Below are 23,471 nucleotides of genomic sequence, written 5' to 3'. Positions count from 1 at the left end.
CTTCATACCTGTTTTAAAGGACTGCGAATTTAGCAGAATGTTTTTGTGTGCTCAAAGGGTTTAAATATATTTACTAAATCATTTTTAGCACAATTTTTTTATACACATCATTCATGGAGAAATTAAAAGAGTTTATTCCGTTTATCATATTCGCCATTATTGCAATTCTGAGAGGAATCAACCAGGCAAATAAGAATAAAAAATCCCAATCTCCAGCTCCAAAGCGAGAATCGACGAGAACTCAACAAAATGAGCCTACTAAACCAACATGGTCAGCACCTGCCGGACTACCAAGAACTGCTAAAAGTGCTACTCCTTATCAAACAGTTGGCCCTCCACCAGTAAAAAAGTCTCCGTTTGAAGTAATCATGGAAGAGTTTATGGAGATTCCATCTACTAAAACAGATCAGCCTGCCGAATCTCAGTATAAAAGAGATTACAGAGAGCCTAAATATGAAAAACCGGTTGTTAAGGTGGAAACCAACGAAGTTAAGCCAGCAAGGATAAAGACGACCGATTACTCAAATATTGAACAGCAACCACAAGAGGTATTGCGCGCCAAAGCTGCCCATAGCAAACATGATCACAAGTTTGAACCTTTTGAACAATACAAAGACCATGAAGAACATGTTGACTTTGATCTGAGAGACGCTGTTATAAAATCGGTTATTCTGGAGAGATATCAGTATTAAGCGATTTCAATTTGTTCCTTTGCAGTTTTTCGGCTGATTGTAAATACAGCTAAACCACAAATACAAACTATTATCATCATTGGCATTTCGGTTCCGTTATGAAAAAAGCTAATGCTTGCAGAGGCCAGAACTCCGAATAACATCTGAGTTGAGCCTAACAGGGCGGAGGCAAATCCAGCATTTTTGATAAATGGAGAAAGTGCAATAGCCGAAGCATTCGGGTTGATGAAACCGTAACAAGAGATATAACAAAATAGAATGGTTAGTACAACTACCATTGGGGCATTCAAATAGGCGGCAATAGGAAGCAATAATCCACAAACAAGCATAACTGTCGTCATTACTTTAATGATTTCCACACTTTCAAATCGTTTTAATAAGAAACGGTTTACCTGACTACCTCCAATTATCCCAATGGCATTTAGGCCAAATAGCAATCCGTAGTTTTCAGCAGAAATATGATAGATCTTCATTGCCAAAAAAGGAGAGCCGGCTATGTATGAAAATAAACCAGCCGAAACTAAACTTCCGAGTAAGCAATATTTCAGGAAAATGCTGTTTTGCAATACCAGCCAATATTCTTTAAAAATTGCCCCCGGTTTTAATTGAATAGTTTTATCAGGAGTTTTACTTTCAGGTAAAGCAAAAATCGTCATCAATAGCATTAAAAATGAGATGAGCGCTAATGTTAGAAAGATAGCCTGCCAGTTACTCCATTTTAGCATAAATCCTCCAACAGTAGGAGCAATAACAGGCGCAATTCCCATTACTAACATTAGGCTTGAAAATACTCTTGCCGATTCAGTTAAGGGGAAAATATCACGAACCATCGCTCGTGAAACAACCATTCCGGCACAAGCACCTAAGGCCTGCATAAATCTTAAAGCAATAAGTTGTTCGGCATTATGAACCCATAAACTGCATAATGAAGCGAGCAAGTAAATCGTTAATCCAATTATTAATGGTTTTTTTCTTCCAAAGCGATCGGTTAGCGGCCCATAAATTAATTGCCCGATGGAAATACCAATAAAAAAACTAGTTAGGGATAACTGAATATGGTCAATGGAACTATTTAGTGATGAGGCAAGTGCAGGAAATGCAGGCAAATACATGTCGATAGAAAATGGGCCGAGAGCCGTTAATAAGCCAAGTGTTAAAACAACTATATATTCTTTGCGTTTATTCTGCATTTGCTATTGATGTGATGTTTAATTGGAGAGTGGCAAAAATAGGAATGATAATAGGAGAGAGTGATAGAAATTTGAATAAATTTAGTTATCAATACTACTTAAATTAAATATATGGAATACAGAAGATTAGGGAAGTCAGGATTACAAATAAGTGCCTTGTCATTTGGTACCTGGCTAACTTTTGGAAAACAAATAGACGACAAAACTGCAGACACTCTTTTGAGTACAGCCTATGAGCATGGGGTGAATTTTTTCGACGGAGCTGAAATTTATGCCAGAGGAAAAGCCGAAGAAGTGTTGGGCAAAATATTAAAATCAAAAGATTGGGTTCGAAGCTCATATACTGTTTCGAGTAAGGTTTTCTTCGGATGGGAAAAAGATCTGCCTAATCAAAGGGGCTTGTCACGCAAGCATATTTTTGAGGCTTGCGATGCTGCATTAAAACGTTTGCAAGTTGATTACCTTGATTTGTTTTTCTGTCACCGGCCTGATAAAAATACGCCTATTGAAGAAACTGTTCAAGCAATGAATACCTTGATTCAACAGGGTAAGATCTTGTATTGGGGAACTTCGGAATGGAGTGGGGTAGAGATCGCTTTAGCGCATTATTATGCCGCTAAAAACGGATTAATCGGTCCATTGATGGAACAACCGCAGTATAATATGTTCGAGCGCGAAAAACTTGAAAAAGAGTATTCTTTATTATTCCGGGATTTTGGTTTGGGAACCACTATTTGGTCACCTTTAGCTTCAGGTCTGTTGTCGGGTAAATACAATAACGCTGATCCTAAAGATACCCGTTTACATATCGAGGGCATGGACTGGTTGAAAAACCGAACCCTTGTTAAAGATCGGATTGAAAAAGTAAAAAGACTTGGCCAGGTTGCTGATAAACTGGAGATTCCAATGGCTCAATTGGGATTAGCCTGGTGTTTAAAGAATCCGAATGTAAGCACAGTTATTTTGGGAGCTTCAAAAGTTGATCAGCTAAAGCAAAATCTGGGGGCAATTGAGGTATTGCCCAAGCTTACCGAAAAAGTAATGGGAAGTATTGAGAATATATTAAGAAATAAACCTGTACAGCCTGAATATTAATTTTGGGGATTCCACTGATTAATAATGATTACACCGATGTAGAGGTGTCTGTATAATCCTAAAACAGCAAAGCCTTTCGATTATTTCGAAAGGCTTTACCTGTAATCTATGTAATCACCTTTAAATCGGTGTAATCATCTTCTAATAGTATCTCAAACGGATAACACCGGCAATGTGTTTAGCTAAACGAATTACCTGGCGTGTATAACCATATTCGTTATCATACCAAACATACAATACAACTGATTTACCATCTTTCGATACAATAGTTGCTGGGCCGTCGACAATAGACGCGTGCGAATTGCCGATCATATCACTTGAAACCGATTCATTAGAAATAGAGAATTCTACTTGCTCGACCAACTCACCATGGAATGACTCATGTTTCAAGGCGTGGTTGATATCATCTTTAGAGATTTTCTTATTTAATGTTAAGTTTAAGATTGCCAAAGAAACGTTAGGAGTAGGTACTCGTACAGCATTGCCTGTTAATCTTCCTGCAAGTTGAGGTAATACTTTAGACACAGCTTTATCTGCACCAGTTTCAGTAATAACGAGGTTTAAAGCCGCTGAACGACCACGACGAGATTTTTTGTGATAATTATCCAGTAAATTCTGATCGTTGGTATAAGAGTGTACTGTTTCTATATGTCCTTTTTCGATACCAAATTTCTCGCTTACGATTTTTAATACCGGAACAATAGCGTTAGTGGTACATGAAGCTGCTGAAAAAATAGTTTCAGTTCCATTAAACTCAAGTTGATTTACACCAAAAACAATATTAGGCAAATCACCTTTACCAGGAGCTGTAAGTAATACTTTTTCAGCTCCTTTTGCTTTTAAATGTTTTCCTAAGCCTTCGCGGTCGCGTGAAATGCCAGTATTGTCAATGATCAAAGCATTGTGAATATCATACTTGGTGTAATCAATTTCTGAAGGATCTTTAGCAGCAATCATATTCACCGTTTGACCGTTGATGATTAAGGCTTTGTTGGCCAGATCTTCTACAATTGTTCCATAGAAAGGACCGTGAACTGAATCGGTACGCAATAATTCTGCACGTTTGATAATGTCTTCATCGCTGTTGCTGCGGGTAACAATTGCTCTTAAGCGAAGTTGTTCACCTTTTCCGGCCTGTACAATAAGCTCACGAGCAGCAATGCGTCCAATACGGCCAAAACCATAAAGTACAACATCCTTTGGCTTTAAGTCAATTTTGTTTTTGCCAATGTGAGCTGCAAGCTTTGCTTTTATGAAGCCTCCCATTGTATCAAACCATTGTTTTTCTTCAAGCCATTCTTCAGCCAGTCGACCTAAATCGATGCGGGAAGGAGCCATTTCAATCTTTTCGATTTCTTTGGCCAAGCCTAAGGTTTCTTCAATGGTAATTTCTTTTTGGCTGATATCTCTGGCATATAAGTGATTTTTAAGAATTTCACTTGAGCCAATGTCGATAATGGGTTTGCGGAAAATAACCAGTTCGATGGATTTGTCGTACCATAATTTTCCTACGATGTTAATAAGCTCTAAAGCTTTCTTTTCTTTTTGAATCCAGGAGCTGAGCTCCGACTCATACTTATGCTTCATAATGCAAGGAAATAATGAATTGATTGGTGCGCCAAAAATAAGAAAAGTCCTGATGTTCAATCAGGACTTTTCAATATAAGTGTCAAAAAATCTTTATCCTAAGTATGATTTAAGGATCTTACTTCTTGATGTATGACGTAAACGTTGTAACGCTTTATCTTTAATTTGGCGTACACGCTCACGGGTCAAATTAAATTTCTCACCAATCTCTTCTAACGAAAGTGGATGGTTTGATCCTAAACCAAAGAAAAGTACAATAATTTCTCTTTCGCGTTCGGTAAGAGTTGATAATGCACGTTTAATTTCTTCAGAAAGTGATTCACTGATCAGCATACTGTCTGTAGCAGCAGTATCAGTGTTCTCCAAAACGTCTAATAAAGTGTTTTCTTCACCTTGAACAAATGGGGCATCCATTGAAACATGGCGGCCAGAGTTACTCAACGTGTCAGAAATCTTATCAACGGTTGTTTCTAAAATGTCAGCAAGTTCTTCAGGTGAAGGCTCACGCTCGTATTCCTGTTCCAATTTTGAATATGCTTTGCTGATTTTGCTAAGCGAACCAACCTGGTTTAATGGCAAACGGACGATACGAGATTGCTCTGCAATAGCCTGCAGAATTGACTGACGGATCCACCAAACGGCGTATGAAATAAATTTGAAACCCTTAGTTTCATCAAAACGCTTTGCAGCTTTGATAAGGCCTAAGTTACCTTCATTGATTAAATCGCCAAGAGTTAGTCCCTGATTTTGGTATTGCTTGGCAACAGATACCACGAAACGTAAATTAGTTTTTGTAAGCCTCTCTAAGGCTACTTGATCGCCTTCGCGAATTTTTTGGGCAAGTATTACCTCCTCTTCGGCGGTAATCAGATCAACTTTCCCGATCTCATGTAAATACTTGTCTAAAGATTGACTTTCACGATTAGTGATAGATTGAGTGATCTTTAGTTGTCTCATTATGTGTCGTTAAGTGAAAAATAATGCTGATTTAGGCGTGGAATCGCAAAACAGTATACATCTTATACGACTAAGCGTAAAAAATGTTTTAAAAAATTTAAAAAAAAGATAACACGGTAGTTATAGCAAGCAAAGCAAATAGGAGTATATTGTTTGAGAGCGATTAATAATTATATGCAATATAACTAAATGGAATTTTTAAAAACAAATTTATTGTAAAAAAGATGGTTGAACACAGTATTTAATTTGCCTATGGAGCAGCAATAGTGATACTTTGTTTGCAAAACTGATACTTTTTTGTCAATAAAAGAGCTGCTTGTATATGAAGCAGTTTATACTTATACACAAGCAGATTTTTCGATTTAAAGATCTTTCAGTTTAAAAACATCTTTTACCCGGATTCCTTTTTCAGTTTGTTGAAGTGTACAGCATTCATTGATCGGGTCGTGTTCAAAAAACAGAATGTAATCGTTTTTAACAGCCTCTTCTAAAAAAGCTTTTTTCTCCTTTAATGATTCCAATGGACGTGTGTCATAAGCCATAACATAAGGTATGGGTAAATGGCCTATTGAGGGAAGCAGGTCGGCACAATAAACCACTGTTTTTCCTTTGTAGTTGATTTGAGGGAGCATCATAGCATCGGTGTGTCCTGAAACAAAGCGCACCTTAAAGTCTTGCGTGAAGTTTACACCTTCACTATGGTTGATAAATTTTAATTGTCCACTTTCTTGGATTGGAAGGATATTTTCTTTCAAAAAAGATGCTTTTTCACGATCGTTAGGTTGTACGGCCCAATTCCAGTGATCTTGGTTACTCCAAAATGTTGCATTCTTAAAAGCGGGAATCATCTTCTCTCCGCTTCGTTCAATTGCACCACCACAATGGTCGAAATGAAGGTGCGTTAAAAAAACATCAGTGATATCATCTTTATTAAAACCTAATTTTTGCAATGAGGTATTAAGTGTTTCGGCTCCGTGAAGGTAATAATGACTGAAAAACTTTTCATCTTGTTTATTTCCGATGCCTGTATCGACTAAAATTAGTTGATTGTCATTTTCGATTAAAAGCAAACGCATTGCCCAGGTACAAAGATTGTTTTCATCAGCAGGATTGCTTCGTTGCCAGATTGTTTTTGGCACAACGCCAAACATTGCGCCTCCATCAAGCTTAAAATAACCAGTATCTATTGTATGTAACTTCATAAGGCTAAGTTAGTCATTGAAAAGAAAAGTGATTCAGTTTTGATTAGGTTAGAAACAATAAACGCCCTGAGTTGCTCAGAGCGTTTATTTAACTATATAGAATAGATAGTTATTAAGCTGCTTTCTTTAATTGAACGGTGTATTGTTCACCTTTAAATACTACAATCCATTCTAAGTGATCAAAAACTGAAGCGCCATTTACAGAAGCTGGAGTTAACACTGGACCAGTGAATTGTGAAAAAGGAAACGGAGCAGTGAAACCCGATAGTTTGGCATCTCCCAAAATATCTTTATTGATCCAGGCATTTTCAACACCGAAAACATCTTTGGTAGACCATGCAATATCTGCAAAATCAGTACTTCCCTGATTGGTACCATAAGAGATTTTACATTTACCGCTCAACATCAATTCTAATTCAACTTTGTTTAACGGAAGGGCTGTTGTTGGTTTTTTGTCCTTGTCAAGAATTTGATTAAGCACCCATTTGCCGGCAAAATTCTCAATGTTTGTCACAGTTTTAACTGTAGAAATACGATGTTCTACATTGTTTAATCCTGTTTTTGCATTAATGTTACCAGAGAATAAGAAGAGAACGAACGTTAGAAACAGAGATGACTTCGTTGTTGTTTGCATTACAGTTTGATCTAAATTTTGCGTCCAAAATATAAAAAGGAGATGGATAATTTATCAAATTAAACATCTCCTTTTTATAAAAAATAAGAAGTAATTAAAACTCAGAGTTTTAGTTTTTATCTTATAGGTGAATTACTTCACCATAAGCATCTGCAGCTGCCTCCATAATGGCTTCACTCATGGTAGGGTGAGGGTGAACAGCTTTAAGGATCTCTTGTCCGGTAGTTTCAAGTTTACGAGCTACAACCGCTTCTGCAATCATTTCCGTTACATTGGTTCCAATCATGTGGCAGCCCAAGAATTCACCGTATTTGGCATCAAAGATAACTTTCACAAAGCCATCTTTTGCTCCGGCAGCGCTTGCTTTACCCGATGCTGAGAATGGGAATTTGCCTACTTTAATTTCATATCCCGCTTCTTTAGCAGCTTTTTCAGTAAAGCCTACTGATGCGATTTCAGGAGTACAATAAGTACAGCCAGGAATGTTGTTATAATTTAATGGCTCTGGATGGTGGCCGGCAATTTTTTCAACGCAAATAATACCTTCGGCTGACGCAACGTGAGCAAGAGCTTGACCTGGTACAATATCTCCAATTGCATAAATTCCAGGAATGTTGGTACGATAGAATTCATCGATTACCACACGACCTTTGTCAGTTTTAACGCCAACTTCTTCTAATCCGATATTTTCAATATTAGGAGTGATACCAACTGCAGAAAGTACAACTTCAGCTTCTAAAACCTGCATTCCGGTAGCTGTTTTTACATTTACTTTGCAGATGTCACCCGATTTATCAACTGACTCAACAGAGGCATTGGTCATAATGCTGATACCAGACTTTTTGAAACTTCGTTCCAGGTTTTTAGATACATCTTCATCTTCTACCGGAACGATGTTTGGTAAAAACTCAACGATTGTAACTTTTGTACCTAATGAATTATAGAAGTAAGCGAATTCAACACCAATAGCTCCTGAACCTACAACAACCATTGATTTAGGCTGTTTTTCAAGGTTCATGGCCTGACGGTATCCAATTATTTTCTTACCATCTTGTGGCAGGTTAGGCAACTCACGTGAGCGGGCTCCTGTAGCTAAAATGATGTTTTTGGCACTATATTCAGCAATTTTACCATCAGCTGATTTTACTTCAACTTTATTGCCTTTTTTAATTTTACCCCAGCCGGTAATAACATCAATTTTGTTCTTTTTCATTAAGAACTGGATGCCTTTGCTCATACCATCAGCTACACCACGGCTACGTTTAATAATAGCAGAAAAATCAGCTTCATGACCATTCACTTTTACTCCGTAATCAGCTGCGTGCTGAATGTATTCAAATACTTGTGCGCTTTTTAATAAAGCTTTCGTTGGAATACAACCCCAGTTCAAACAAATACCGCCAAGGTTTTCGGCTTCAACAACAGCAGTTTTTAGTCCTAATTGCGAAGCCCTGATGGCAGTTACATAACCGCCCGGTCCGCTACCGATTACAATTACATCGTAATTCATAGTTCGTACAGAATATTTTATGAATGTGTTTGTTTAAAAAGCTAATCACCCTTTATGATAGGTAAACTACAGGAGAAATAATAAAAAAGTTCCCTTGCGGTTTTTAGCAGTGCAAATGTAACAAATCATTCAACATTTAGCTAACCAATGCAAATAGAGAGTATTATGCAAGCATTATAAACATTTGTGGAAAACCCTATGTTAAATTCACAAAAAATTAACACATCTCATTATGAATATGTTATCCATGCATTATATTTTTGCACCCGAGAAAAGAAATGTTATTCACTTAAAAAATCTTTATGAGTTATCCTCTACGTAAAATTTCAAATTTCTTTAATGTATTTCTGACGGTGCTAATATTGCTGTGTGCATTTAGTTCAACTGTATTAGCTCAGGTGACTACCGCTACAATAAGTGGTATTGTTACTGACAAACAAGGGCCAATGCCAGGTGTAACTATTACTGCAATACATACACCAACAGGAACTAAGTACCAAACAAGCACACGTGGCGATGGTCGCTACAATCTTCCTAACGTTCGTGTAGGAGGTCCGTATGTAATTACCACAATATTGGTGGGCTACAAAGAAGAAAAACAAGAGAACATTATCCTCTCTTTAGGTCAAAACTTTAAAGCTGATTTTAAAATTGCAGAATCAAATGTTGAATTGGCTGAAGTAGTAGTAAACGGAACTCAAGATAAGGTATTTAACTCATCTCGTACCGGAGCTAAACAAACTATTTCAAAAGATCAATTGCAAAACATGCCTACCTTAGGTAGAAGTTTTAGTGACTTTACTAAGCTTTCACCTTTAGCCGGAGGGAGCTCTGTTTCAGCAGGTAGCGGTACCAGTTTTGCCGGAAGAAGTAATTTGTACAATAACTTTACTGTTGACGGGGCTATTTTCAACAATGCATTTGGATTACAGGGTACCATTGGAAGCCAAACCAGCTCTCAACCAATCAACCTAGATGCTTTTGAAGAGATTACAGTAAGTGTTGCTCCCTATGATGTGAAACAAAGTGGCTTTACCGGTGCTGCAATTAATGCTGTAACCAAGAGTGGTACAAATGAGTTCTCGGGTTCATTAAATACTTATTTCCGTAATGAGTCTTTGATTGGTGATAAAATCTACAACGGATCAGAATCTCCTTTAGCTGATTTCTCATTAAAAGGCTATGGGTTTACATTTGGAGGCCCGATCTTGAAGAATAAACTATTTTTCTTTGCGAGTGGAGAATTAGAGCGTAGAAATGACCCTTCATCTTCATGGGTGGCGGGTGCTCCTGGAGCAACTGGTTCTGTTTCTCAAGCGCAGGCAGCTGATTTAGATGCTCTAAGTAATTTCTTAAAGACTAAATATGGTTATGATGCCGGTGCTTATGGTAATTTTCCATTAGATCAGAAAAGTGATAAATTTTCATTCAAATTTGATTGGAATGCTACAAGCAATACCACGGTTAGTTTGAAGTACTTCTATTTTCGTTCATACAAGGATATTGCCCCAAGTAACTCGGGTGCAATTGGTGGAACTACTGGTACCAGAGCTCCTAGCCTTAATGGTTTACCTTTCCGTTCAGCTTATTACGGTATCAATAATAATATGGATAACCTCAATGCAGAGGTTCGTACCGCTATTAGTAATAAATACTCAAACGAATTAACGGTTGGTTATAACCGTATGCGTGATTTCCGTACTAGTTTAGGAAATAAAGAATTCCCTTTGGTTGATATTGGTAATGGTTCAGGTCAAACATATACTTCATTTGGTTACGAGCCGTTTACAGCCAATAATAAGCTTAATACCGACGTATTTCAGTTTACTGACAACTTTAATATGTATTTAGGTAAACACGTTGTAACTACTGGTTTCAATTTTGAAGCTTATAAAACTTTAAATGGTTTCGCGCCTAACTTTTATGGCAGCTACCAGTTTAATACGTTGGCTGATTTTTATAACAGTGCCAATAATGCAGTTTCCAATGCTTCAAAATATCAAATACAATACTCTGTATTACCAAATGGATCTTTCCCGTTTGCTGTTTTAAAAACTCAAATGTATGGTTTGTATGCGCAGGATGAATTCTCGGCTACTGAAAATTTAAAGGTAACGATGGGTTTACGTGCAGACCTTCCAATTATTAATGTGGTTGATGGACAATCGAATGCTAACGTATCTGCATTAACTTTTGCTGACGGCCAAAAAATAGACGTAAGTCAATTCCCTAAAGCTCGTGTTTTATGGTCGCCTCGTTTAGGATTTAACTGGGACCTAAATGGTAATGGTGAAACTCAGCTACGTGGAGGTACTGGTATCTTTACAGGCCGTCCTCCAATTGTATGGTTGTCTAATCAGGCTAGCAACAACGGAGCTCAATTCGGTTCTCAAAGCACCACTAACCCAACGAATCGTCCGTTTACAGATGATGTTAATGCTTACCGTAATCCTAGTGGTCAAACAGCTGCAAATAATACAGCATACAACTTAGCTGTAACAGCTAATGATTTCCGTTTCCCTCAGTTATGGAGAAGTAACCTGGCAGTTGACCAAAAATTGCCTTATGGTATTGTAGCTACTTTAGAAGGTACTTATGCAAGTGATCTTTCTGCAGTTTACATGCAAAACATAAACTTAAATACCGCAGTTGGTACAGCTTTAGTAGCGCCTGATGGCGGAGATAAACGTATCCGTTATACTGCTTCACGAATTTATGGCGCGGTTGCTTCACCAGGTGTTAATACACCTCAAAATCCAAATATTTCTGATGCGATCTTAATGGATAACACCTCAAAAGGGTATAGCTGGACTATTACGGGGCAATTACAGAAAAGCTTCGCTAATGGTTTCTCTGCTATGATGGCTTATACACGTTCTGATTCAAGATCAGTGAACGATGGAGGTTCTATTGCTCAATCTATGTGGAGAGATCGTCAGGTTTCGGGAGATCCTAATGCAGATGTGCTTTCTTATTCTAACTATTTAGTTAAAAATAGATTTATCGCATCGATGGTTTACCGTAAAGAGTACATCAAACATTTTGCTACTACTATTTCAATGTTCTTTAGCTTAATGGATGGAGATCGTACTTCGTATGTTTACAATGGTGATTTAAACAATGATGGTTTAACCTCAAATGATTTGATCTTTATTCCACGTGATAAAGCTGATATTGTTCTGATTCCTAATGATGCTGCGGATACTCGTACCCCTGACCAAATTTGGAGTCAGCTTGATAACTATATAAAACAAGACAACTATTTGGTTAATCATAGAGGTGAATATGCTAAGCGTAATGCTTTAATTACTCCAATTGTAAGTAATTTGGATTTGCGTATTGCTCAAGATCTAATTGCCAATATTGGAAATAAGCGTAATAGCTTACAATTTACTTTTGATATGTTCAATTTTGGTAACTTAATTAATCCTCAATGGGGTGTTACTCAGTTTGCAACGAGAGCCAATTTCTTAACTGTTAAATCGGTGACAAATGGAGTTGCGTCATTTTCGTTTCCTTATTTAGATGCAAAATCTGGCACTCCTTTAACCTCAACATTCCAACAATCAACAACTGAAGGTTCTAGATGGAGAATTCAGTTTGGTCTTAAATATAAATTCAACTAGTTTCGAATTATATTTTGAAACAAGAAAAGCCTTCGGAAGTCCGAAGGCTTTTCTTGTTTATTGTCGCTCCGATAACCTAATAGTTTTCAGTTAATGTTCAAGTGACCACTCATCTTGTATATGACTTGATTACTGATATAGAAGATCCTCTGCCTGAAGTAATTTTATGGCAAATGTGAGTTATCAACTATTTGAACTTTAGATATAAATGCTTAAATTTTAATTATAAACGGAGGTAAACCATGAATTTAGTTCAAAAAACAGAGCATTGGGGTGATACCCATCACAGCCATTTTCTTGATGTAATCAGATTTATTTTAGGGCTTTTTATTTTCATTAAAGGAATCACGTTTTTAAGTGATATGAAACCGTTGCAGGATTTGATTAGCACTCGCTTTAACTATGTTCCTGTATTTGCTGTTCATTATATCGCCTTTGCACACTTGGTGTTCGGCCCTTTATTGGCAATAGGACTTTTAACTCGATTTTCAGCAATTGTTCAAATACCGATCCTTATTGGAGCTGTTTTCTTTATAAACATGGCTCCTGGTTTTGATGCCATAAATTCTGAATTGTGGCTATCAATAATTGTTTTATTATTACTGGTATTTTTCTTTATTTCTGGATCAGGTAATTGGTCGGTTGATGAGTATATGAAAACTCATATTAAGCATCGCGAAGTATAGTTGAACTCATAGTATTTAAATAAGGCTGTAGCTTATATATAAGTTACAGCCTTATTTGTTTTAATTCTTATGTAACAATTAAGTAATAACACTCGTGAAAAGTAGGAAAACTACTATTTTTCAACTTTGAAATTAATCTTTATGAAGTTTAAAAAAATCCTATTAATTGTATTCGCTGTTATTGGCTTTACTAATATTGTAAAAGCTGATGAAGGTATGTGGCTACCTATGCTGATCAATAAAAATTATGATCAGATGAAACGCCAAGGGTTCAAACTAACCGCTCAGGATATTTATGACATTAACAAAGGCAGTTTAAAAGACGCTATTGTTTGGTTTGGTGGATTTTGTACCGGTGAAATTGTTTCTGATAAAGGCTTGATATTAACCAACCACCATTGTGGTTATGATGTTATCGCATCAAAAAGCACTCCTCAGGATAATATTCTTGACAATGGTTTTTGGGCTAAAAATCATTCCGAGGAAAAACCAGCCGAAGGCCTTTTCGTTTCGTTTTTAGTTAGAATGGAAGATGTTACCGCTCAGGTGAATGCCGCTACTAAAGGCTTGGAAGGTGCAGAGAAAGCAGCTAAATATGCCGAAGTGAGCAAAGAAATTGTAGCAAAAGCTACTGCAGGAACTGGTTATGAGGCATTTGTGCGTGATATGTTTAAAGGCAACCAATATTTTGTTTTTGTAACTGAAAAATACACAGATATCCGTTTGGTAGGAACTCCTCCTCAATCAGTTGGTAAATTTGGTGGCGATACTGATAACTGGGTATGGCCTCGTCATACTGGTGACTTTTCAATGTTCCGTATTTACGCCAGTAAGGATAATAAACCAGCTACCTATTCTAAAGACAACGTTCCATTTACTCCAAAACGTTCATTAGCAGTTTCATTAAAAGGTGTTAAAGAAGGCGATTTTAGTATGGTATTTGGCTACCCAGGCCGTACCAACCGTTACGAAAATTCATACGGTATTAAATTAGCTATCGAGAAAGTTAATCCAGCTATCGTTAAGTTGCGTGATATCCGCTTAAAATCATGGAAAGAACAAATGGAAAAGAGCGATAGTGTACGCCTTTTACTTTCTTCTGATTATGCAAACATTGCCAACTACTGGAAGTATTATATTGGTCAAACCGAGCAGTTGAAGCATTTAAAAGTTTATGACTTTAAAAAATCAGAAGAAGCTAAGTTTCAATCGTGGGCTGAAGGAAAAGCTGACTATTCATCAATTTTAACTGATTACGGCAAAGCTTATCAAGAGTATACACCATATGCTTTATATCCAGTTTATTTGGCTCAAGGTATTTTTGGCCCTACTGCAATTAGCTATGCACGTTCGTTTATGGCGGTAGAGGCTGGATTAAAGGCTGGTAAAACCGATGTGACAGCATCAATGAAAGATGCAACTGAGGATTATTTTAAATCATTCAATATTCCTTCAGATAAAAAGATTTTAGCCGGGACATTATTAGCATTTTACAACGATATTCCTAAAGATCAGCATCCTGCATTAGTCGGAGAGATTTTAGCTAAATATGGTTCAGCTGATCCTGAGGCTTCCTTTAAAAAATACAGCGATGATTTGTATGCAAATACCATGTTTGCTTCAAAAGATAAAACAGAAGCATTTCTTGCTACTCCTGATTTAGCTAAGTTGCAAAATGACCCTGCATACCAATATGTATCGGCATTTATTTCTAATTACCGTGCTAAGTTCATGAAAAATGTAGACGCGTTTAACGCTACTAATGCAGCATTGGGTCAGAAATATGTAAAAGGCATTATGGAAATGAATCCAGGGAAATTAATGTACCCGGATGCCAATTCTACCATGCGTTTAACATACGGTAACGTAAAAGCATATGCTCCTAAAGATGCAGTTAAGTATGATTATGTGACTACAATTGATGGGGTAATGGAAAAATATGTTCCTAAGGATTCGGAGTTTGATTTGCCTGCAAATTATATCGAATTATATAACAAAAAGGATTTTGGACAATATGCTAACGAAAAAGGACAGTTAATAGTAGGTTTCATTAGTAACAACGACATTACCGGTGGTAACTCAGGCAGTCCGGTTATTAATGGTAACGGTGAACTTATTGGTTTAGCATTTGATGGTAACTGGGAAGCAATGTCGGGTGATATTGTTTTTGACCAGAAATATAAGCGCACAATTTGTGCTGATATTCGTTATGTTTTGTGGTGCATTGATAAATTAGGAGGTGCTCCTCATATTGTAAAGGAAATGAAAATTGTTAAATAAAAAATCTTTCTATAAGATCAAAAAAATGGCCCCAATTTTGGGGCTTTTTTATTTATTTTTTTTAAATTATATACAATCTTCTCACCTTAAAAAACATTCTTTAAACTTAACAAATATGCATTTATAGTATTTATCGCTCTTACATTATGAAAACTCTAAAAATTACGCTCTTATTAGTAGTATTGCCCATGATGATTTTTGCTCAGAATTATCGTTATGCGCGACAAACTGCACAACCTATTAGAATTGGGATTGTTGGTGGGTATAATCTTTCCCGAATTACCAATAGTCAACCTTCTTATACTATCGAAAATTATTCTGGCTACTCTTTGGGTGCCTCTGCCTTATGGCAGGCCTGGGGTAATTTTGGAGTGCAATCAGATTTGATATTTTCACGGCAAGGCTATGGATATAACGAAAACGGTACGAAAGACGGCTACCTGGTAACCAGTTATGCATATCTAACTCCGTCAGCAAATTATCGCCCGGTTCCATGGGCAAGCTTTTTTGCCGGTATGCAATTTGGTTTTCTTATAAAAGCTAATTGTGGCTGCGGAAATACAGATTACCAGTCGACAATTACTCATCATTTTAATAAGTTTGATTATGGATTAAATGGTGGAGTGGAATTTACTTCAAAAGCAATTGCAGATGGCTTTGTGATGGGAATGAAGTATTATTTAGGGTTAAGTAATATTGTAAGTAATCCTGATCAAGTTGGTGAAGAAGATTTACCTATTACTTTGCCAAGTTTTTCTACACGTAATTCAGTAATGAATTTTTATATCGGCTACCGGTTTTAGAATTATTACAAGATATTCTATTTTAAAAAGTAAATGGCCCCGAATTCGGGGCCATTTACTTTTAGTTGTTTGAAGCTTTAATAGCTGTGTCAGGCTTGTTTAATTTCTCGTCAATATATTCGATCACTTTATTATACAGGTGAACTCTGTCTTTTCCAGTAACGTTATGTTCATGACCTGGATAAACAAAATAGTCTACAGGAACACCGTTCTCAACACATTTTTTGATAAAGTTTTGACTATGTTGCCAAACCACAACTGGGTCAACTGTACCATGGATTAACAATAAATTACCTTTTAGATTTTTCGTTTTATCAAGCAATGATGTTTGAGCAAAGCCTTCTGAATTAGTTTGTGGAGTATCCATATAGCGTTCGGTATACATTACTTCATAGTAACTCCAATCGATAACAGGTCCACCTGCAACACCCACTTTAAATACATCCGGATAATTTGTCATTAAACTGGTGGTCATAAAGCCTCCATAACTCCAGCCATGCACGGCCATTTTATCGGCATTTACATAAGGCAATGATTTAAGGTAGCTTACCCCGGTTAATTGATCTTTCATTTCTTGCTGACCTAAGTGGCGGAAAGTAGCCTGTTCGAAAGCCTGACCACGATTTTTGCTGCCACGACCATCAACAGTAAAGACAATATATCCTTTATTTGCCAAATAATACATCCAATAAGTAGCACCGGTCGTCCATGTGTTGGTTACCATTTGAACGTTTGGCCCGTTATAAACATAAACTACGACGGGGTATTTTTTATTCGGATTGAAATCAAATGGTTTGATCATACGCCCGTAAAGTAAACTTCCATCTTCAGCTTTTAATCTGATCAATTCATTTGTGCCGAACTTATACTCGCTTAATGGATTTTTAGAGTTCAATAGGGTAGAAACTATCTTTCCATCTGATGATAATAAATTGATTTTTAAAGGAACAGTTGGACTGCTGAACTGATCAAGGATATACTTGCCATCAGTTGACAGGCTTGCCTGATCATGAAAACCATTTTCTTTCGATAAACGAACCGCTGTAAACTCACCTTGTTTATTCGTTTTTTTGGTTATGTCAACCATAAACACTTGCATATCAATGCTGTCGGCATGGTTACCTGTGAAATAAATCTTGGTCTCATTAGCGTCAATACCTAAGTATTTACGAACAATGATTTTACCTGTATTAATATGCTTTATAAGTTTCCCTGTAAGGTCATATTGATAAAAATGATTAAAACCCTTGGTTTCGCTTTGCCATAAGAATGAAGTTTTCAGGTTAATGGCTTCGTGCTCAGGGTGAACATATTTAGGGTGAGTTTCAGTAAATAGTGTTTTTACAAAACTACCGCTCACAGCATCGTACTGATTGTATTTCAATTCATTCTGATCACGATTAAGTACTGCAATATAAATTGACTTTTCATCGATGCTCCAATGAATGTTGGTTAAATATTGCTCTTTCGGTTCGCCTGTTTGTAAGAAAATAGTTTTTCCTGTGGATGGGTTATAAACACCAACTGTTACTTCATGACTTTTCATGCCAGCCATTGGATACTTGATGTTTTCCAATTTAGCAGGACGCTCATCTGTGTTTACTAAAGGATAATCAGTAACCATTGTTGCATCTTCACGATAAAATGCTAACAAATTTCCCTTGGTCGACCAAAACGTTCCTTTGGAAATACCAAACTCTTCACGGTGAGTACTTTTTCCGTTTTTAATTCCCCACTGTGTTTCGTTAGTAACCTGCGTTTCTTTTCCATTGATGGTTACGAACAAATTATCACCTTTGGTAAAAGCAGCATTTCCTGTGGAAGGTTCAATATCAAGGTTTTCAGCGTCTTTGATGAATGTATTTAATGTTTTTGCTGACTTCGATTTAAGATTAATTAAAAATAGTTTACCGTTTGAAGTAAACTTAAACTGGTCAGCATCAATCCAATTTAATTGTGGCCAGCCTTTTAATGATTCGCCAGTAGTAGTAGCTAATTCATTCAGTGATAATGCAGAACTAGCCTTTGTATCGGCTACAGAGCCAATCATCAGGTTCTTGCCATCAATATAAGAATATTTGTTAGTGGTTTTTATCCACTGTAAGCCACGTAAACGTTCTTCGCCAAATTTTGATTGGCGACCAAGTATCGCATCTTGTAACGTGATTTCTTTTTGCTGGGCAAAAATAGCCGAGGTACCAGTGGTTAAAAGGAAAGCAACGGCAATAATTTTATACTTAAACTTCATTGAAAGGTTAATTTTAACTTCGGGGCCAAAAATATTCATTCTCTTGGCTTTATGAATAAGGTTTAGCTTATAAGTTGTTTTTTATTTGTAACGATTTTCCTCAAAACATTATTATCTCAATTGAGCGGTGTCAACTCGGCTAGGGGTGTCTTTACCGTTAATAATTGAGGTGGCACTTACAGCAATTGATTTGATAATATTGCTCATATTAACCATGTCAAGAGTTTTAACTTCGTCACTTGCCTTATGGTAATTAGCTTCATTGTCCATTTTTGATGTTGAGATTGTATGCGCCGGAACACCTTGGCGCGCTAAAGTGGCATTGTCGCTTCGGTAAAATAGTTGCTGTTCTGTATACGGATCCGGATAAAAAGTAAAGTTTGAGCCTTTTAGGTTTTTCTGTAAGATTTCGCCCATGTTTGTTTTTTCATACCCTGTAATGTAAGCTGAATTAGTTCCCCACTTGCTTTCGGTTCCTATCATTTCGATATTAAACATGGCGGCTACTTTTGTGGGATTTAATTGATTCGAGAAATACTGCGAACCAAATCCTCCAATTTCTTCTGCTGTAAATGCAACGAAAATGATCGAACGCTCATTGTTGTTTAATGCTTTATAGTACTTAGCTAATGAAATCACAGCGGTAATGCCTGATGCATCATCATTGGCCCCATTATAAATAGAATCGCCGTTCATTGGCTCCTCAATTCCTAAATGATCATAATGACCTGAAAAAATCACATACTCATTTTTTAATTTCTTGCCAGGTAGTACTCCTGCCACATTTGCCAGATTAAGCTCTTTAATTTCATGTATTGCCTCAATCTCAAATGTTTTAGGTTCTTCATTTGTAAGGACAAACACTACACTATTATCGCTCTTAAATAAATAGTGTTTTAGATAGGTTAGTTTTCCAAATTTCTTTGCGTGAGCGGAATCAACTAAAACCAGGCAATTTTTTTTGCTCTGTACTAATTGCGATGCCACCGCAAAAAAGTTGTCGTTCGCTTTAATATATTCTTTTTGATATCCCGATTTTTCATTGGCTTTTAGTTTTGGTATGCTGGTGAATACCATTACTTGTTTCGCATCCAAATTCTGATTATTCCAAATAGATTTTACACTAATAAATTTGGGTTGCACCATTTTAAATGGCTGTAAGTAAGATGTGTTATTTCCGAATTTTTGGAGGCCAATTTTCTTGAACTCTTCACTTATAAAACTTGAAGCTTTGTCAATATCAGGTGAAAATGTAGCTCTGCCTCTCATGTCGTCCGAAGCAAGCTTGGTAATAATACGCTCTACTTCTTTCGTGTCGAAAGGCTTATCGGTTTTGGTTTGTGTAAAACCTGCAAAGCTCACCACAAAGAATGAGCAAGTGATTAATAGTTTCTTCATCCGTTTAGTTGATTGATTATAGTTGTTTAGAAAATATACTTTCCAGCAAAATGTACTGTTTCTTTATTGATCGTGTCAAATTCAGGTATTCTTCCGAGGCATTTTACTCCTGAATACTTTAAAATAAAGTCTTCGGAACTTTCGTCTGTTTTACCGTTGAAGATTATCCCTTTTATTGAAATATCACGTTCTTTTAATATTTGCAATGACATCAGGGTATGATTAATACTGCCAAGGTAGTTTTGAGAGACTACGATAACTTCTGCTTCCAGTTTTTTTATTAAATCGATGATTAATGAATGGTCATTTAAAGGAACCATTAAACCTCCTGCACCTTCAATTAAAAGTTGATTTTGAGTTTGTGGAAGTTTGAATTTAGATAGATCAATAGTTACACCGTCTAACTTAGCTGATTTGTGAGGAGAAAAAGGCTGTGTAAGTCGGTAGCTTTCGGGATGAAATTGCGGACCGGAAGTACTTATAAGCGATTTAACTGTAATAGTATCTGAACATTCTAAATCACCTGATTGAATGGGTTTCCAATAATCCCAGCTGTATTTTTCAAGCAAGATTGCCGACACCAGGGTTTTGCCAATTCCTGTTCCGATTCCGGTAATAAAATATGGTTTAGTGCTATAAATCATAATTGGTTTCCTTCGTTTTTGAAGGAAACCAAAGGTATGATTTTACTTTTTTATTAAGATTCTTTAGTCAATAGCAATGAACTTGCCTTCAGCAACAATGTTGTGAACATTGTAGTTGTCGTCAAAAATCACAAAGTCGGCGGCAAATCCCGTAGCTACTTTACCCAGATGATGGTCAAGGCCGAGTACTTTTGCAGGGTAAAAAGTTGCCATTCGTATTGCTTCATCAACGTCAATATCAGCTTTCTCAATACAATTTTTAATACCCTGTATCATCGTTAAAGCTGATCCTGCCAATGTGCCCTTGCCGTCCACAAATTTTCCGGTGTCTTTTTTATAAATAAAGTCGCCTTCCAGGTTCTCTACTACAGCATCTGTAATGATAAATAAGCGATCATTCATGATTTTCTTACTGATTCTTACAGCAGCGAAATCAGCATGGAAGCCATCAGGAATTATACTTGCCTGTACATGATCAGAATCATATATAGCACCCACCAATCCTGGTTCGCGATGAGCAAAGCCCGACATTGCATTAAATAAATGAGTGCAGGTTTTTACACCCAGATTAAATGCTTCTGTTGCTTGTTTGTATGTAGCATTACTATGACCTGCCGAAATAACAATGTTATTTTCCTGAAGAAATTCAATACATTCAGCATTACATTGTTCTGGAGCCAGCGTGATCATTTTTACTACACCGTCAGCTTCTTCCACGAGTTTTTTTAGATCAGCTAACGAAATAGGTTGAATATACTGCTCAATGTGAGCACCCTTTTTTTCGCTGTTTATAAATGGCCCTTCAAGGTGAAGTCCGAGTAATCCTACTCCTCCGCCATCTAAATACTCTTTGGTTGCTTTTATACAAGCTGAAATTGTTTCTGGAGAACTGGTAGGGATAGTGATCAGGAAACGTGTAGTTCCAACCTTTTGAAAGCTCTCACTAATTTTTTGGAGTGCTTCCACCGTTGGGTTAACTGAAAATAAAATATCTCCACCTCCATAAACTTGTAGGTCAATAAAACCGGGTGCAAGATTTAATCCATTTAAATTATAACACTTTATATCAGTTGGAAGATCTTTTTCGTTAATGATATCAATAATGTTGTTCTCGTCAATTAAAATGGCCTTTCGGTGCTCAATGCTGGTTCCGGTGTAAATAGTAGAATTTCTTAGCGCATACATACTCAGTGGTTTGGTTTTCTTGGGGATAAATAGAGTAAATAGAATCCTGATTACCAACTACCAATAGTTATATTTTATAAGTATTGATTGATTTCATTTACCAATTTGTAAATTTCAGGTTCTGAATTAAATAGGTGCAAACAAACCCTGATTCGCTCCATTCCGACAGCTACCGAAGGTGCTCTTACAGCACCTACACTAAATCCTTTGTTTTTAAGGTTTTCATAAGCCGCCATCATACGTGTATTTCCAGGAATAACAATTGATTGGATAGGTGAGTTGCTTTCAATTATGCTATCTTTTTTGAGCAAGCTTGATTTGAAAATCGCTATTTTTTCCTGTAACTCTTTTTGTAAATGAGGATGGTTTTTTAAATGATCGTATGCAGCTTTAATTGAAACAATTGAATGAAAGGTTGCTGCCGTAGTATAAATGAAGCTTCTGGAATGATTGATCAGGAAATTGCGAAGAGCATTTGATCCCATAATTATTGCTCCATGGGCACCAATAGCCTTTCCAAAGGTGTGAATACGTGCAAATATTTTATCCTCCAAGCCTAGTGCAGATACTAACCCTTTACCATCTGGCCCCAATACTCCAGCTCCATGAGCCTCGTCAATAATGATGTTGGCATTGTATTTCTCAGCTAGTTTAACTATTGCCGAAAGGTCAGGAGTGTCTCCATCCATTGAATAAACACTCTCAATGCCAATGAAAATATTGCCGGTAGACACTTTTAGTTTTTGTTCCAAACTGTTAGGGTCATTATGCCTGAACTTATATCTTTTAGCATAGCTTAATCGTGAACCGTCAATGATAGATGCATGCGCTTTTTCATCTAAAATAATGGTGTCATCCTTTTGAGGTATACAAGAGAAAATACCCACATTGGCATCGTAACCGGAGTTAAATAATAATGCCGATTCAGTATTATGAAAACTTGCCAGTTCGTTTTCCAGATCTATTGCATATTGTGTGTTGCCCGAAATTAACCTTGAACCGGTAGATCCAATAGCGTAATTAGGGTATTTTTCTAGTTCGAACTCGATTAGTTTTTTTAATTCAAGTGATCGGGAGAACCCAAGATAATCGTTCGAGGAAAAGTCAATCAGATTTTCAGTTGTCTTAAGTGTTCTGAATGAATGGTTTTCTTCTAGTTTAAGAACCTGATTCTTTAAAAAGTTTTCAATCGATGACATGGGAGATTTTTGGGCATTGCAAGATAAAAAAAAAGACATCCAGCTGGATGTCCTTCAACTAAAACAAAATATAAATCTTTTTAGATGGAATCTTTTTTACTAGGAGCGTTTTTGTTGCCTTTTCGTTCACGCATTTGCATTTTCATTTTATCCATGCGCTCTTTCTTCATGGTTTGGTAATCGGCCATTTGCTTTTCATTAAGCACCTCTTTTAGAGCAGTATCTTTATCCTCATCAATTTTTTTCAACCCTTGAAACATTATCGTTCTGTCTCCGGCATTAGCTTCTCTTAACTCGTCAACCTTTTTTGCTGATGTTAAATTTATTTCTTGAACCTTTTTTTGTTGTTCCTCGCTTAATGATAAAGTTTTAGTCATTTTTTGAGTTTGCATGGTCGCACGTTCTTCTGCACTACGAGGAGTCCTTTCTTGTGAATAAGCTGCAACTGTAAATAATAAGGCCACGGCTGCGAGAATCAATTTTTTCATCGTGATAAATTTTATCTTTTGATTAACCATATTAATAAAGGTTTAAT

18 protein-coding genes are annotated in these 23,471 nt (G+C 36.7%); 6 read left to right on the top strand and 12 right to left on the bottom strand.

All coding sequences use genetic code 11. The annotated features are described in order from the left end of the window. Positions 1-113: 113 nt before the first annotated feature. Positions 114-692 carry a hypothetical protein gene (locus NF867_RS02040; protein WP_252585877.1) on the top strand — a complete coding sequence of 193 codons (579 nt, stop codon included), beginning with the start codon at positions 114-116 and terminating at the stop codon, positions 690-692. On the opposite strand, the gene NF867_RS02035 is transcribed toward NF867_RS02040, so the two are convergent. Further along, positions 689-1,882 (bottom strand): multidrug effflux MFS transporter, encoded by a 1,194-nt coding sequence (locus tag NF867_RS02035; protein ID WP_252585876.1) that lies wholly within the window; start codon positions 1,880-1,882, stop codon positions 689-691. The two genes, NF867_RS02040 and NF867_RS02035, sit on opposite strands and share 4 nt — an antisense overlap. Before the next feature lie 111 nt (positions 1,883-1,993). Here NF867_RS02035 and NF867_RS02030 point away from each other — a divergent pair, with 111 nt between their 5' ends. Further along, positions 1,994-2,977, top strand: a complete 984-nt coding sequence (locus NF867_RS02030) for a potassium channel beta subunit family protein (protein WP_252585875.1) — start codon at positions 1,994-1,996, stop codon at positions 2,975-2,977. 141 nt (positions 2,978-3,118) lie between these two features. Here NF867_RS02030 and NF867_RS02025 read toward each other — a convergent pair whose 3' ends face one another. The 5 genes from NF867_RS02025 to lpdA all read right to left on the bottom strand — a co-directional run bounded on the left by NF867_RS02025 (position 3,119) and on the right by lpdA (position 8,867). Continuing rightward, entirely contained in the window at positions 3,119-4,564 is a 1,446-nt protein-coding gene (locus NF867_RS02025; protein ID WP_252585874.1) for a glyceraldehyde-3-phosphate dehydrogenase, read from the bottom strand. 93 nt (positions 4,565-4,657) lie between these two features. After that, positions 4,658-5,521 (bottom strand): sigma-70 family RNA polymerase sigma factor, encoded by an 864-nt coding sequence (locus tag NF867_RS02020; RefSeq protein ID WP_103788442.1) that lies wholly within the window; start codon positions 5,519-5,521, stop codon positions 4,658-4,660. 362 nt (positions 5,522-5,883) lie between these two features. Next, on the bottom strand, positions 5,884-6,723 hold the full coding sequence (locus tag NF867_RS02015; RefSeq protein WP_252585873.1) for an MBL fold metallo-hydrolase: 840 nt from the start codon (positions 6,721-6,723) through the stop codon (positions 5,884-5,886). Positions 6,724-6,835: 112 nt separating this feature from the next. After that, positions 6,836-7,357: a hypothetical protein gene (locus NF867_RS02010; RefSeq protein WP_252585872.1), complete on the bottom strand. Its 522-nt coding sequence runs from the start codon at positions 7,355-7,357 to the stop codon at positions 6,836-6,838. Between the two features lie 121 nt (positions 7,358-7,478). Beyond that, complete coding sequence (gene lpdA, locus NF867_RS02005; protein ID WP_252585871.1) at positions 7,479-8,867, bottom strand: dihydrolipoyl dehydrogenase; 1,389 nt, start codon at positions 8,865-8,867, stop codon at positions 7,479-7,481. 302 nt (positions 8,868-9,169) lie between these two features. On the opposite strand from lpdA, the gene NF867_RS02000 reads away from it, so the two are divergent. The 4 genes from NF867_RS02000 to NF867_RS01985 all read left to right on the top strand — a co-directional run bounded on the left by NF867_RS02000 (position 9,170) and on the right by NF867_RS01985 (position 16,262). Then, complete coding sequence (locus tag NF867_RS02000; RefSeq protein WP_252585870.1) at positions 9,170-12,493, top strand: TonB-dependent receptor; 3,324 nt, start codon at positions 9,170-9,172, stop codon at positions 12,491-12,493. A 242-nt stretch (positions 12,494-12,735) separates the two neighbouring features. Next, complete coding sequence (locus tag NF867_RS01995) at positions 12,736-13,179, top strand: DoxX family protein (RefSeq protein ID WP_252585869.1); 444 nt, start codon at positions 12,736-12,738, stop codon at positions 13,177-13,179. Between the two features lie 141 nt (positions 13,180-13,320). Then, entirely contained in the window at positions 13,321-15,459 is a 2,139-nt protein-coding gene (locus NF867_RS01990; protein WP_252585868.1) for a S46 family peptidase, read from the top strand. A 146-nt stretch (positions 15,460-15,605) separates the two neighbouring features. Then, entirely contained in the window at positions 15,606-16,262 is a 657-nt protein-coding gene (locus NF867_RS01985; RefSeq protein WP_252585867.1) for an outer membrane beta-barrel protein, read from the top strand. Positions 16,263-16,323: 61 nt separating this feature from the next. On the opposite strand, the gene NF867_RS01980 is transcribed toward NF867_RS01985, so the two are convergent. The 6 genes from NF867_RS01980 to NF867_RS01955 form a co-directional block, all read right to left on the bottom strand. Beyond that, the gene (locus tag NF867_RS01980; RefSeq protein WP_252585866.1) at positions 16,324-18,549 is read right to left on the bottom strand and encodes a S9 family peptidase; all 2,226 of its coding nucleotides are present in this window, start codon (positions 18,547-18,549) and stop codon (positions 16,324-16,326) included. 72 nt (positions 18,550-18,621) lie between these two features. After that, entirely contained in the window at positions 18,622-19,908 is a 1,287-nt protein-coding gene (locus tag NF867_RS01975) for a M20/M25/M40 family metallo-hydrolase (RefSeq protein WP_252585865.1), read from the bottom strand. Between the two features lie 26 nt (positions 19,909-19,934). Next, complete coding sequence (bioD, locus tag NF867_RS01970) at positions 19,935-20,552, bottom strand: dethiobiotin synthase (RefSeq protein ID WP_252585864.1); 618 nt, start codon at positions 20,550-20,552, stop codon at positions 19,935-19,937. Positions 20,553-20,615: 63 nt separating this feature from the next. Next, positions 20,616-21,737, bottom strand: a complete 1,122-nt coding sequence (nagA, locus tag NF867_RS01965; RefSeq protein ID WP_252585863.1) for an N-acetylglucosamine-6-phosphate deacetylase — start codon at positions 21,735-21,737, stop codon at positions 20,616-20,618. Positions 21,738-21,811: 74 nt separating this feature from the next. Beyond that, the gene (locus NF867_RS01960) at positions 21,812-22,936 is read right to left on the bottom strand and encodes an aminotransferase class I/II-fold pyridoxal phosphate-dependent enzyme (RefSeq protein WP_252585862.1); all 1,125 of its coding nucleotides are present in this window, start codon (positions 22,934-22,936) and stop codon (positions 21,812-21,814) included. 80 nt (positions 22,937-23,016) lie between these two features. Then, on the bottom strand, positions 23,017-23,424 hold the full coding sequence (locus NF867_RS01955; RefSeq protein ID WP_252585861.1) for a hypothetical protein: 408 nt from the start codon (positions 23,422-23,424) through the stop codon (positions 23,017-23,019). Positions 23,425-23,471: the final 47 nt, after the last annotated feature.

This window comes from Solitalea agri, from assembly GCF_023914155.1.
Lineage (GTDB): Bacteria > Bacteroidota > Bacteroidia > Sphingobacteriales > Sphingobacteriaceae > Solitalea > Solitalea agri.
The sequence above is the reverse complement of the archived record's forward strand: the minus strand, read 5'-3'. Positions and strand labels throughout refer to the sequence as shown.

Bases quoted from the DNA above. Each gene is read 5' to 3' on its own strand.
- NF867_RS02040 (WP_252585877.1), top strand. From the start codon at position 114: ATGGAGAAATTAAAAGAGTTTATTCCGTTTATCATATTCGCCATTATT.
- NF867_RS02035 (WP_252585876.1), bottom strand. From the start codon at position 1,882: ATGCAGAATAAACGCAAAGAATATATAGTTGTTTTAACACTTGGCTTA.
- NF867_RS02030 (WP_252585875.1), top strand. From the start codon at position 1,994: ATGGAATACAGAAGATTAGGGAAGTCAGGATTACAAATAAGTGCCTTG.
- NF867_RS02025 (WP_252585874.1), bottom strand. From the start codon at position 4,564: ATGAAGCATAAGTATGAGTCGGAGCTCAGCTCCTGGATTCAAAAAGAA.
- NF867_RS02020 (WP_103788442.1), bottom strand. From the start codon at position 5,521: ATGAGACAACTAAAGATCACTCAATCTATCACTAATCGTGAAAGTCAA.
- NF867_RS02015 (WP_252585873.1), bottom strand. From the start codon at position 6,723: ATGAAGTTACATACAATAGATACTGGTTATTTTAAGCTTGATGGAGGC.
- NF867_RS02010 (WP_252585872.1), bottom strand. From the start codon at position 7,357: ATGCAAACAACAACGAAGTCATCTCTGTTTCTAACGTTCGTTCTCTTC.
- lpdA (WP_252585871.1), bottom strand. From the start codon at position 8,867: ATGAATTACGATGTAATTGTAATCGGTAGCGGACCGGGCGGTTATGTA.
- NF867_RS02000 (WP_252585870.1), top strand. From the start codon at position 9,170: ATGAGTTATCCTCTACGTAAAATTTCAAATTTCTTTAATGTATTTCTG.
- NF867_RS01995 (WP_252585869.1), top strand. From the start codon at position 12,736: ATGAATTTAGTTCAAAAAACAGAGCATTGGGGTGATACCCATCACAGC.
- NF867_RS01990 (WP_252585868.1), top strand. From the start codon at position 13,321: ATGAAGTTTAAAAAAATCCTATTAATTGTATTCGCTGTTATTGGCTTT.
- NF867_RS01985 (WP_252585867.1), top strand. From the start codon at position 15,606: ATGAAAACTCTAAAAATTACGCTCTTATTAGTAGTATTGCCCATGATG.
- NF867_RS01980 (WP_252585866.1), bottom strand. From the start codon at position 18,549: ATGAATATTTTTGGCCCCGAAGTTAAAATTAACCTTTCAATGAAGTTT.
- NF867_RS01975 (WP_252585865.1), bottom strand. From the start codon at position 19,908: ATGAAGAAACTATTAATCACTTGCTCATTCTTTGTGGTGAGCTTTGCA.
- bioD (WP_252585864.1), bottom strand. From the start codon at position 20,552: ATGATTTATAGCACTAAACCATATTTTATTACCGGAATCGGAACAGGA.
- nagA (WP_252585863.1), bottom strand. From the start codon at position 21,737: ATGTATGCGCTAAGAAATTCTACTATTTACACCGGAACCAGCATTGAG.
- NF867_RS01960 (WP_252585862.1), bottom strand. From the start codon at position 22,936: ATGTCATCGATTGAAAACTTTTTAAAGAATCAGGTTCTTAAACTAGAA.
- NF867_RS01955 (WP_252585861.1), bottom strand. From the start codon at position 23,424: ATGAAAAAATTGATTCTCGCAGCCGTGGCCTTATTATTTACAGTTGCA.